Genomic DNA, 12,590 nt, shown 5'->3' on the forward strand with positions numbered 1-12,590 from the left:
CACCGAAGTACGCGCCGCCGAATGATGTGTTCGCCCGCCGGCGCGTGCAGTATCCCGATGCATTTCAATGGACGGCTGCCATCCGGCAGCGGGCCGAAGGATCGAATCAAATGAGTAGGATAACGAAGCTGTTGCTCTAGCAATCCCGCCCGCGCCGACTCCGGCGCGACTGCCCCGCCCTGCGGCGCAGCTTTCCCGTTACCGCGTTTTCCGTATTTCGCCTCCGGAGAAAAACCGCTTTCCGGATCGGGCGAAAGGCCCTGTCGCGTTCGTGCCATCCGCCCGCATGCGACAGAAAGCGGCGGTGCATGACCCGCACCGCTGTCGACCGTTGTTGTTCGTGCCGTTCGTTGTTCAACCGGAGGGGTAATTCAAATGAATCAGGTTGCAAACAAGAATCAAAAGCACATTCGCGTCGTCAAACTCGCATTCGCCGCCGCAGCAGCCGCGACGTTCGGCATGGCGACCGCCCATGCCGCGCCCGCGGCCGGCTGGACGGAAACGCACACCAAGGGCTTCCTGCCGCTCGTGCAGCAGAACGAAGCCGGTACGGCCGGCGCGCCCGCGGCGAGCACGGCAGCCGCTGCCGCCTCGGCGATCGACATGGCGCCCGGCGAATCGGTGGACATCGTGCTCGGGCTGAACCTGCGCAACGAAGCCCAGCTCGACCAGTACCTGCGCGACCTGCATACGCCCGGCTCGCCGCACTACCGGCAGTTCCTCACGCCTGCGCAATTCGCCGCGCAATATGCGCCGACCGACCAGCAGGTCGCCTCCGTCGTCGCCCACCTGCGCAAGGCCGGCTTCGTGAATATCGTGGTCGCGCCGAACCGGCTGCTGGTCTCCGCGTCCGGCACCGCGGGCACCGTCCAGTCCGCGTTCCGCACGACCCTCAAGCGCTTCACGCGCAACGGCCGCAGCGTCTATGCGAACACCGACGCCGCGCAAGTGCCGAACGCGATCGGCAACGTCGTCGGCTCGGTGCTCGGCCTGCAGAACGTCGAGCTCGTGCATACGGGCGCGGGCAGCAAGCCGCAAGGCAACACCAGCAACCTGACGATCCCGGCCGGCGCGTCGGCGGTGCCGCACAATCCGACCGAGTTCTCGTCGATCTACGGCGGCGACGGCACGCCCACGGCCTCGCAGACCACGGTCGGCATCATCTCCGAAGGCGACCTGTCGCAGACGGTGAGCGACCTCAATACGTTCGCCGCGAACAACGGCCTCGGCACGATCAGCAGCAGCATCGTGAAGACGGGCCCGGCCGGCAGTTCGTACACCGACACCGACGGCACCGTCGAATGGAACCTCGACAGCCAGTCGATCGTCGGCGCGGCCGGCGGCAGCGTGAAGCAGGTCGTGTTCTACGTCGCGCCGTCGATGACGCTCACCGCGATCACGGCCGCGTACAACAAGGCCGTGACCGACAACGTCGCGAAGGTGATCAACGTGTCGCTCGGCGTGTGCGAATCGTCCGCGAACAGCACCGGCTCGCAGGCAACCGACGACACCATCTTCAAGCAGGCGGTCGCGCAAGGGCAAACCTTCTCCGTTTCCACCGGCGACCACGGCGCGTACGAATGCGCGAGCGGCACGCCGTCGCGCTCGACCTACACGGTGAGCGAGCCGGCCACGTCGCCGTACGTGATCGCGGTGGGCGGCACGACGCTGTTCACCAATACGTCGACCAATGCGTACAACAGCGAGATCGTCTGGAACGATCCGAGCTGGCAGCCGGGCACCGTGTGGTCGACGGGCGGCGGGTACAGCAAGTACGAGGCCGCGCCGACGTGGCAGTCGTCGACCCTCACCGGCTCGACCAAGCGCGCGCTGCCCGACGTCGGCTTCGACGCCGACCTGCGCACGGGTGCGATTCTCGTCGTGAACGGCCAGACGTCTGACACGCTGTGGGGTTCGGGGTACCTGAACAACGAAGGCGGCACGAGCCTCGCCGCGCCGATCTTCACCGGCATCTGGGCGCGGCTGCAGTCGGCCAACAACAACGCGCTCGGGTTCCCCGCGTCGAGCATCTACAAGTACTTCCCGACCAACGCGGTGCTACTGCACGACGTCACGTCGGGCAACAACGGCAGCGGCACTTACGGCTACAAGGCGAAGGCCGGCTGGGATGCGACGACGGGCTTCGGCAGCGTGAACATCTCGAAGCTGAACGCGTTCATCCAGAGCACGTCGGATTTCGCGCGCTGATGGGCCGTTGACCGAACCGGGTACGGTTGCGCAACACATCGCGTGCGCCGCAGCCGTACTCAACCGCGTTGAATAAACCCGCGCAGGCCTCGCAGCCTTCGCGGGTTTTTTGCATGCCGTGTTCCCGCTCACCTCGCGCAGCAAGCGTCACGCCTGCGCCCCAACCTTGCAATCGTTGCGCAAACAACTTTCACGTCGGTTACCGCGCGCCCGCCTGTCCACTTACGGACTGCAAGGTACACACACTGTTACACAACGCCGCGACAACTTCCGCGCGTATCGTGCGTTTAACTAAAGGTATCGATTCGTCGCGGGACAACCACCATGCGAACACGATCCAGCCGCCCGCTCCGGCCGATGCCACCGGAACCTGCGCGGACGGTCGCGACATGGTGTTCGAGCCGATCGCCCGGCCCGCGTGCCTGCCAACGCTGTCACCACATCGAACGAACAACATGAACCACGCCCGTGCACACCGCTCCGTCAGGACGCTGATCGCGTCGTCCGTCATCGTGTCGCTGCTCGGCCTGTCGGCCTGCAAGCACGACGACAACAGCACCGCCGCGCCGGCCAGCGATGCGAGCGCCGCGTCGGCGGCCCAGCCCGCGTCGACGCCCGTCGCATACACGCCGCCGAGTGCCGACCAGCTCTACCAGATGGTCGCGCCGATCGCGCTGTTCCCCGACAAGCTGGTCGCGCTGGTGCTCGCGGGCGCAACGTATCCGGACCAGATAGCGGCCGCCAATACATGGGTGACGCAAAATCCGTCGTTGAAGGGCCAGGCGCTCGCGAGCGCCGCCGATGCGCAACCGTGGGACCCGTCCGTCAAGGCACTGACCGCGTTCCCCGCGGTGCTGTCGCAAATGGCGTCGAACCCGGCCTGGACCACCTCGCTCGGACAGGCGTACTACAACGACCCGACCGACGTGATGAATGCGATCCAGGTGATGCGCCAGCGCGCGCAGAAATCCGGCCATCTGCGCTCGAGCGGCCAGCTGCGGGTCACGCAAGTCGCGCAAGCCGCGCCGGCGGGGTACACGCCGGCCACCGACGCGCCGGTGGTCTACAGCGGGCCGGCGATCGTGCCGCCGCCCGAGCAGGCGATCGAGATCGAACCCGCGCAGCCCGATGTCGTGTACGTACCGTCGTACAACCCGACCGTCGTCTACGGCGAGCCGGTTTCGTCCTATCCCGGCTATGTGTATCGGCCACCCGTTTACAGCACCGGCGAAGTCGTCACGGCCGGCGTGATCACGTTTGGCATCGGCATCGCCGTTGGCGCGGCGATCTTCGGGCATCACGACTGGGGCTGGCATGCATGGGGCGTGAACTGGGGCGCACCGCACCCCGAAGGCCCGGCGTGGCACGGCGGCTGGCAGCGTCCGGCCGTGGTGTACAACCACACCACCTACGTGACGAAGTCGACCACGGTGATCAACAACGTCACGAACATCCGCAACACACGCATCACGAACAACTACGGCGGCAACGTCACCAACAACAACACGGCGATCGGGCGCAACACGGTCCGGCCGGGCGCGGAGCCGATGCGCGGCCAGGCCCTGGAGCAGCGCCCGGGTGCCGCGCCGATGACGATCCCGCATTTCGGTGCAAACGACGCGCGCCCCGGTGCACGACCCGCGCCCGAAGCATTCGCGCAGCATCGCGCGAATGCGCCGCATGCCGAGGTGCCTGTGCCGCATCCGCCCGGTGCGACGCACGACACGCGGCAGCAGGCGATGCAGCGCGAACATGCCGCGCAGGAGACTCGCGCGGCGGCGCAGCAACAGCAGCAGCAACGCGCGGAAATGCAGCGACACGACGCGGCCCAGCAGCGCGAAGCGCTGCAGCAACGCAATGCCGCCCAACAGCAGGAACACGCTCAGGCGCAGCAGCGCGACGAAGCGCAACAGCAGCAACGCGTGGAAGCGCAGCAACGTGACGAGGCCCGGCAACAGCAGCGGAGCGAGGCAGCACAACAGCAACAACGCAAGGAGATGCAGCCGCACCCCGAAGCGCCGCCGCGCGAACACGCGGCACCGCAGCCTCGGCAAGCAGCGCCCGAGCATGCGCACGCGCCGCATCCGGCCGAGTCGCACCCGCCGCACGAGTCGCGCGAACATCGGCCGGGATAAAAGCACGACACGCCGGCATCATGGCCATGCGGGCGCTACGGCCCGCCACGCCACGCGCCGCCGCCCCCTTCAATCGGCCCAGTTCCGGACGTAGTCCGGCACCACCACGTTGCCGTCTGCATGGACCGGCGCGCCGCGCGTCGTCTTCAGTGGCAGGATCCCGGCCCACACCGCCAGCCCGAGATCCTCCTCTTTGTCGGACGGCAGCGAATCGCTGACTTTCACGGCCGCTTCCGCCATCGAAATCCGCAGCACGCTGGTCGCATTGATTTCCTTCGAATTTCCCGGCCGCGCTTCATGCTTGCGGCCCGGCGCGATCTTGTCCATCAACGCATCCAGCGCGGCGAGTTTCTCCGCGCTGCCTTCGATCACGTCGAACTGCCCGTAGATCACCGCGGATCGATAATTCATCGAATGATTGAAGGCGGATCTGGCCAGCACGAGGCCGTCCAGCAGCGTCATCGCGACGCAAGCCTGCGCGCCGGCCGACAATGCCTTGACCATGCGGCTGCCGTTCGACCCGTGGATATAGAGCGCGTCGCCCCTTCTCCAGTGCGCGGTCGGAATGCAGTGCGTGTTCTGCCCGTCGCCGAACGCGATGTGACAGACATACGCGTCGTCCACGATGCGGTGGAGCATCGTGCGATCGTGGCTCGCCAGTTCAGGCAGGCGGCGAATGGTCGTACGCGGCGTGGAAGAGAGATCGGTCTTTTCGTTCATCTATCTGTACTGCGAAATGAATGGTATCGGCATCGTGCCGTATCCGTGCATGAACGCGCGACTACCCGGCCCATCGACAGTCGCTCGTCGAATCGAGCAAAATACGCGCATCCCGCCAGTCGCGCCGATCGCCGAAAATGCGCGTTGCCGGCCTGCCCCGCGAGAACGTGAACGATACGATGCGCGCGGCCTCTTCGAAAGAACCAGCACAACGAAAATTTCTGGAACCAGCCCATGGATCTCGCGCTGCTCATCTCGTCGCTTGCCAGACAGGACGGCGCGACAACGCATAGCCAGCAGGAAGCCCTCTACCGGAGCCTGCGCAACATGCTGCTGGACGGGCACCTTCCGCCCGGCACGCGGCTCGCGTCGACACGCGTGCTCGCGGCCGAGCTGGGCATCGCGCGCAATTCCGCGGTCTATGCGTACGAGCGTCTTGCCGAGGAAGGCTTCGTGGCGGCCACGCGCAACGGCACGATCACACTATGGGACGGATGCGACCGCTCGAACGTCGGCAATGACGACGACCCCGCGCCGGTTCACTTGTCGGCGCGCGTGCACGGGCTGGAGAACGCCGATCCCGAGCCCGAACGCATGCTGCCGTTCGTTCCCGGCCTGCCGTCCCTCGACGAATTCCCGGTTGCCCAGTGGCGTCGTTGCATCGAGCGCGCATGGAAGACCATCACGCCCACCCGGCTGGCGTACGGCCCGGTCGAAGGGCTGCCCGAACTGCGGCGCGCGGTCGCCGCGTACATCCGCGTGTCGCGCGGTGTGCGCTGCGACACGGGCCAGGTGTTCATCACCGACGGCACGCAGAGCAGCCTCGAACTCTGCGCGCGCATGCTGGCGAATCCCGGGGAATACGGCTGGCTCGAGAACCCTTGCTACAACGGCGCGAGAACCGCGTTCCGGTCGACCGGCCTGAATCCCGTGCCGATCGAGATCGATCGCGAGGGCATGGCGCCGACCGACGCGCAGTGGCGCACCCACCCGCCCCGGCTGATCTATACGACACCGTCGCACCAGTATCCGCTCGGCGCGCTGATGAGCCCGCGGCGGCGCGCGGCGCTCGTCGAGCATGCCCGTGCATGCGGCGCGTGGATCATCGAGGACGACTACGATAGCGAATTCCGTCACGGCGGCCAGCCGCTGCCCGCAATCCAGGGCCTGCATGCGGATGCACCGGTGTGCTATCTCGGCACGTTCAGCAAGACGATGTTTCCGGCCCTTCGGCTCGGCTTCATGGTGGTGCCGCCGGTGCTGGTCGACCGCTTCACGCGCACGCTGCGCGAACTCGTCCATCGCGGCCACTCGGCCGACCAGCTGGCGATGGCCGAATTCATCGACACCGGCCTCTTTGCGCGGCACCTGCGGAAGATGCGGGCGCTTTACGCCGACCGGCGCGGCAGCCTCGAAGCGGCGCTCGCCCGCCATCTCGGCACGTCGCTGAGCGTGCGGGAAAGCCCCGGCGGCATGCATCTTTCCGCGGATCTCGCGGTGCCGCTGCACGATACCGACGTCGCGCGTACGGCCGCCGCCCGCGGCTTGCGGCTCCAACCGCTGAGCAGCTACTGCATCGGCGACGGCCGCCGCTACAACGGCTTCGTGCTCGGCTATTCAGGGCTGAGCGACGCGACGATCGAGACAGCGGCGATGCAGTTCGCCGACGTCATCGAGCAGCACCGCCGCGCGGCACTGAGTGCCGCTCACAGTTGCGATTCGATCGGAAACAGCCCGAGAAACCACACTTCCATCCGCCGCGGGGCGGACACTTCCGGCTCGTGATCGATCTCGGTGACCTTCCCGTCCGCATCCGTCTGAACCCACTTGAGGCGCCCGCTGCCGGCCGCATCGGTTCTCGCCTCGACACGCCACGCGATCTGGTCGAGCCGCGCCTCCAGATCGTTGGCCACCTGCGATGCAATCGCCGGGCTCTCGCAATAAACGCCGATCTCCGTATTGAGGTTCAGCGAGCGCGGATCGAGATTCATCGACCCGATGAAGATGCTCGTGTGATCGAATACGTAGGTCTTCGCATGCAGCGATGCGCGCGACGAGCCGATGATCACCTGCTTCGAAATACTCTTGTCGCCCGAGGGCCGGCGCTCGTAAAGCCGCACGCCGGCGTTCACCAGATCGCTTCGATAGCGCCGGTAGCCGGCATGCACGGCCGCCACGTCGGTCGACGCGAGCGAATTGGTCAGCACCGTCACGCGCACGCCGCGCGCCGTGAGCGCGCGCAGCCGCTCGACCACCTCCTTGCCGGGCACGAAATACGGCGACACGATCAGCAGGTCGTGCCGGGGCTGCAACGCAAGCGCACGCAACTGCGGCATCAGGTGGCCGTCGCGGTCCTTCGGCGGGTGCGCGATCTTCGACGGATCGTCGTACAGCACCGTCGCATGCCCCCACGACAGCTCCGTGCCCTGCCCGTGGACGATCCGGTCGAGCCGCTGGCGGGCCTCGAGCACGTACGGATTGTCCTCCATGGCCCTCAGGTAGTCGCGCAACCGTTCTCGCTCGCGCTCGAGGCCGCCCGGCGCCGCATCGTGCCCGACCAGCGTATCGACCGGATATGCGTACGGCGAATTCCAGAACGTATCGAATTCCGTCGAGATGTCTTTCACGACCGGCCCGTGAACGACGACATCGAGATCGCCGAACTCCAGCATCGACGATGCGCCGAAGTATTCGTCGCCGATATTGCGCCCGCCGACGATCGCAGCCTGGTTGTCCGCGATCATCGCCTTGTTGTGCATGCGTCGGTTGACGCGCGAGAACTCGAACAGGGTGCCGAGCTTCTTGAACCGGCGCGTCGCCACCGGATTGAACAGCCGGATCTCGATGTTCGGATGCGCGCTGATCTCGAGCAGCTTGCGGTCGTCGGCGTTGGTGCCGAGATCGTCGAGCAGCGCGCGCACACGCACGCCGCGATCGGCCGCGCGCATGACCGCGTCGGCCAGTTCGTGGCCGGTCAGGTCGTCGTGCCAGATGTAGTACTGAAGGTCCAGCGAGCGCTCGGCGCGATCGGCGAGCAGCACGCGCGCGTCCAGTGCGTCGACCGGATCGGTCAGCAAATGAAACGCGTCCTGTCCCGGATGGGCGGCAGCCTGCTGGCGAAATGCCACGCCGAGGCGCGTATCGTCGGTATCGGTGAATGCATGCGTCGGCGCGCGGTCCGCCTGCGGCGGCAGGCTCGCGCAGGCGGCAAGCATCAGCAACGACAGAATCGCACCCCACGAACGCAGCCTGATCATGATCGCCGTCCCCGCTCCCGGGTGAAATCCGTTTGTTCTGGCCGCCGAATGGAGGCGGCATTGATCGGCGGTCCTGACGTGCGCACGTATCGCACCGAAGCCGGCCGCGCCACAGCATACTTCGATTGCCATCGGCGCGGCAGCCCCTCGTTGTTTTCCTGATCGCACCGCGCGGCCGCCCAAAGAAAAACCCGCGACGCATGACGCGATCGCGGGTTTTCGGCATGCCGCGATACTGCGCGGCGCGGCATGAAATCTGGTGGGCCCCCCGGGAGTCGAACCCGGCACCAACGAATTATGAGTTCGCTGCTCTAACCAAGCATGAGCTAGGGGCCCAGACAAGAAGCAAAGGGTGCTACACGCCACCCCGGCAACGAAGCCGGGCCGGCATTGTAACAACAAAGACGACAGAGGGAACGAACGCCACCGGCATCATGCGGATACCGGCGGCGTTCGTAAGAGAGACGCTGGAAATCAGTTCCCTTCGAGGAACGACTTCAGCTTGTCGGAACGGCTCGGGTGACGCAGCTTGCGCAGCGCCTTGGCCTCGATCTGACGGATCCGCTCGCGCGTGACGTCGAACTGCTTGCCGACTTCCTCGAGCGTATGATCGGTGCTCATCTCGATACCGAAACGCATCCGCAGCACCTTCGCCTCGCGCGGCGTCAGCGAATCGAGCACGTCCTTCACGACGTCGCGCATGCTGGCATGCAGCGCGGCATCCGCCGGCGCGACCGTGTTGGTGTCCTCGATGAAGTCGCCGAGATGGGAATCGTCGTCGTCACCGATCGGCGTTTCCATCGAGATCGGCTCCTTCGCGATCTTCATGATCTTGCGGATCTTGTCTTCCGGCATCTCCATCTTCTCGGCGAGCGTTGCCGGGTCCGGCTCGAGACCGGTTTCCTGCAGGATCTGCCGCGAGATGCGGTTCATCTTGTTGATCGTTTCGATCATGTGAACCGGAATACGGATCGTGCGCGCCTGGTCGGCGATCGAGCGCGTGATGGCCTGACGGATCCACCACGTCGCATAGGTCGAGAACTTGTAGCCGCGACGGTATTCGAACTTGTCCACCGCCTTCATCAGGCCGATGTTGCCTTCCTGGATCAGGTCGAGGAACTGCAGGCCGCGGTTCGTGTACTTCTTCGCGATCGAGATCACGAGACGCAGGTTGGCCTCGGTCATTTCGCGCTTCGCCTGACGCGCCTTCAGTTCGCCGGCCGCCATCTGACGGTTGGTTTCCTTCAGGTCCTTCAGCGGCAGCACGACGCGCGCCTGCAGGTCGAGCAGGCGCTGCTGCTGTTCGCGGATCGCCGGGACGTTACGCGACAGCACCGCGCTGTACGGGTGACCTTCCGCGGTGATCTTCTCGGCCCAGTCGAGATCCGTCTCGCTGCCCGGGAAGCGCGCGATGAATTCCGAGCGCGGCATGCCGCACTTGTCGACGACGATGTGCAGGATCTGACGCTCGACCTGACGCACTTCGTCCACCTGCGCACGCAGCGTGTCGCACAGGCGTTCGACGGTACGCGCGGTGAAGCGGATCGTCATCAGTTCGCTCTGGATCGTTTCCTGCGCCTTCAGGTAGGCCTTCGACTTGTAGCCTTCCTTTTCGAACGCGCGGCGCATCTTGTCGAACCACTCGCTGATCTGCGAGAACTTCTCGAGCGACGCGCGCTTGAGGGCTTCGAGCTGGGCGGCGTTCGCCGATGCCTGCGCGGCACCGTCGTCTTCCTCCTCTTCCTCTTCTTCCTCTTCCTCTTCGGCTTCCTCGTCCTCGTTCTCGATGGCTTCCGCTTCCTTCGCGGAGAAGCCGTCCGTATCGGCGGCGTCGGCGGCATTCGGATCGAGCAGGCCGTCGACGAGCTCGTCGACGCGGATCTCTTCGTTCGCGACGCGTTCGGCCATCGCGAGGATGTCGGCGATCGTCGTCGGGCACGCGGAGATGGCCATCACCATATGGCGCAGGCCGTCCTCGATCCGCTTCGCGATCTCGATTTCGCCTTCGCGCGTGAGCAGCTCGACCGTGCCCATCTCGCGCATGTACATCCGGACCGGATCGGTCGTGCGGCCGAATTCCGAATCGACGGTGGACAGCGCGACTTCCGCTTCCTCCTCGACTTCATCGTCCGACGACGCGGCGGGCGCGTTGTCGTTCAGGAGCAGCGTTTCCGCGTCCGGCGCCTGCTCGTAAACCGCCACGCCCATGTCGTTGAACGTGCCGATGATGCCCTCGAGGGCTTCCGTCTCGGTGAAGTTGTCCGGCAGGTGGTCGTTGATTTCGGCGTACGTGAGGAAGCCGCGCTCCTTGCCGAGCTTGATCAGCGCGCGCAGTTTCACGCGGCGCTCTTCGAGCTCCTCGGCCGTGCCCGGCGTGCTCGTCGCGAACGCTTCCTTCAGCAGCGCCTTTTCCTTGGCGCGACGATCGCGCACCTTGGACTTGCCCGGTGCAGCCGCGGCTGCGGGCTGCTCGTCGCTCTGATTTGCGTCGTCTTCGACGGATACTTCGTTCAGCTTTTTGGTCATGGAGTTCGCCGTACCGGCTATATCGACTCGCGGCTGCTGGACGACAGCCGGTTGAACCGTGGGTGCATGAGTAGTACGTACTGCCGTTTCGTCCGCGTCGGCAGTCGTGTCCCTTGCGCTTTTCGCACTTGCCCGCTTCGCCGCCGGCTTGGCCGGCCCGGAGTCGGGTCTGGCGGCAGCCCGTGTTCTGGCTGCCGGCGCCGGCGCAGCCTGAGCAGTGCCGGCCGCGGTTTTCTTTCCTGCAGGGGCTGACGTGGCTGAAGACGTTGTCCTGGTGGAAGAAGCAGACTTGGCCGCTGTGACCTTCTTGGTCCGCTCCGTCGAGCCCTTGCCTGTTGCTTTCTTTCCGCCTGTCGTCTTTGCCATCGCGATTCTCGCCTCTGCTTGGAAAACAAACCGCTGGAAACCTTATATTATAGCACGCTGGGGAGCCCTCTCTAAGCGCCCCAGCCGCCTACAGCCCGAGCCGACGCTTCATGTCGGTTCGCTGCTGGTTCAATTCCGTCAATTCGGCCAATTCCTCGGGTGTGAAGGTGGATTGCCGCGCCAGCCTGTCCAGCCGGTCGCAGCAGGCGTCATAGCGCATCTTGAGCACCGCTGCCTGCAGCTCCTCCCCCGCGATCCGTTCCTGCTCACGCTGCCGCTCGGGCACCGTCTCGTCTTCCGGATTCTGTAACAGCAAATCGCGGACGTTTTCATCATAGTCCAGAATTTCGCGGAAGATTTCCTCGTAAGTCGCCCCGTTCGAGGACGTCCTGAGGACATCCGACAGCAGCCGGAACTCCGCACCGTCGCCCAGCGCACGCGCATGATCGACGACTTCCGCGAACAGCTCGCCGATGCGCGGCAGCGCGCGCAGGGTCGCAATCTGTTCGTCGTCGAGCTGCGATGCGATGCGCGGATGCATCACCAGCGTACGCAACGCGCGCTTTTCGCTGTCCGTCACGCGGCGCCGCTCGCTGCGCGCGGGCGCCTGCCGCGGCGGCATCGCGATGCGCGTATCGACGTCCGACAGCGTCGCGACCTCTTCGAACGGGATGTCGAGGCGGTCGGCGAACATGTGCATGATCTGCGCGCGCAACGCGTTCGCCGGCAGCGCCTGCAACAGCGGCTTCGCATCGAACAGCGCCTTCGCGCGGCCTTCCGGCTGATCGAGCGCCTTGCCGGCAATCGCTTCGTTCAACAGAAATTGCGACAGCGGCATCGCACGTTCGACCTGCTCGGAGAATGCGTCCGCGCCGAATTCGCGCACGTAGCTGTCCGGATCGTGCTCGGTCGGCAGAAAAAGGAACCGGATCGTGCGGTTGTCGCCCGCATGCGGCAGGCAGGCCTCGAGCGCGCGCCGGGCCGCGCGCCGCCCGGCCGAATCGCCGTCGAAACTGAAAATGACCGTGTCGGTCTGGCGCAGCAGCTTCTGCACGTGAATCGGCGTGCATGCGGTGCCGAGCGTCGCGACCGCGTTCGGAAACCCGAGCTGCGCGAGCGCGACGACGTCCATGTAGCCTTCGACGACCAGCACGTACTTGCGCTCGCGAATCGCGAGCCGCGCCTCGAACAGCCCGTACAGCTCGCTGCCCTTGTTGAACAGCGGCGTTTCCGGCGAATTCAGGTACTTCGGTTCGCCGCTGCCGAGCACGCGGCCGCCGAAACCGATCACCTGCCCCTTCACGTTGCGGATCGGGAACATGATCCGCTCGCGGAACCGGTCGTAGCGGCGCGCGACGCCCTGGGCATCGGTCTTCTC

At 65.8% G+C, this 12,590-nt stretch carries 6 protein-coding genes, 1 tRNA gene and 1 pseudogene; 3 read left to right on the forward strand and 5 right to left on the reverse strand.

Features of this window, described 5'->3' with window-relative positions; translation table 11 throughout:
* Positions 1-375 precede the first annotated feature (375 nt).
* Positions 376-2,208, forward strand: a complete 1,833-nt coding sequence (locus H3O04_RS28370; protein WP_202588936.1) for a S53 family peptidase — start codon at positions 376-378, stop codon at positions 2,206-2,208.
* A 455-nt stretch (positions 2,209-2,663) separates the two neighbouring features.
* Positions 2,664-4,343, forward strand: a complete 1,680-nt coding sequence (locus H3O04_RS28375; protein WP_202588937.1) for a DUF3300 domain-containing protein — start codon at positions 2,664-2,666, stop codon at positions 4,341-4,343.
* 69 nt (positions 4,344-4,412) lie between these two features.
* On the opposite strand, the gene H3O04_RS28380 is transcribed toward H3O04_RS28375, so the two are convergent.
* On the reverse strand, positions 4,413-5,063 hold the full coding sequence (locus H3O04_RS28380) for a pyridoxamine 5'-phosphate oxidase family protein (protein ID WP_006479400.1): 651 nt from the start codon (positions 5,061-5,063) through the stop codon (positions 4,413-4,415).
* A gap of 234 nt (positions 5,064-5,297) precedes the next feature.
* Here H3O04_RS28380 and pdxR point away from each other — a divergent pair.
* A pseudogene (pdxR, locus tag H3O04_RS28385) lies at positions 5,298-6,755 on the forward strand (MocR-like pyridoxine biosynthesis transcription factor PdxR); the annotation flags it as partial.
* A 14-nt stretch (positions 6,756-6,769) separates the two neighbouring features.
* Here the strand turns inward: pdxR and H3O04_RS28390 are convergent.
* The 4 genes from H3O04_RS28390 to H3O04_RS28405 all read right to left on the reverse strand — a co-directional run.
* Complete coding sequence (locus H3O04_RS28390) at positions 6,770-8,320, reverse strand: phospholipase D family protein (protein WP_006479403.1); 1,551 nt, start codon at positions 8,318-8,320, stop codon at positions 6,770-6,772.
* Positions 8,321-8,577: 257 nt separating this feature from the next.
* Positions 8,578-8,656, reverse strand: a tRNA-Ile gene (locus H3O04_RS28395).
* A gap of 138 nt (positions 8,657-8,794) precedes the next feature.
* Entirely contained in the window at positions 8,795-11,212 is a 2,418-nt protein-coding gene (gene rpoD, locus H3O04_RS28400; protein WP_202588938.1) for an RNA polymerase sigma factor RpoD, read from the reverse strand.
* Positions 11,213-11,300: 88 nt separating this feature from the next.
* On the reverse strand, positions 11,301-12,590 hold a 1,290-nt coding region (locus tag H3O04_RS28405; RefSeq protein ID WP_202588939.1), incomplete at its 5' end, for a DNA primase.

Source organism: Burkholderia sp. KCJ3K979 (genome assembly GCF_016759955.1).
In the GTDB taxonomy this organism is placed as follows: domain Bacteria; phylum Pseudomonadota; class Gammaproteobacteria; order Burkholderiales; family Burkholderiaceae; genus Burkholderia; species Burkholderia orbicola.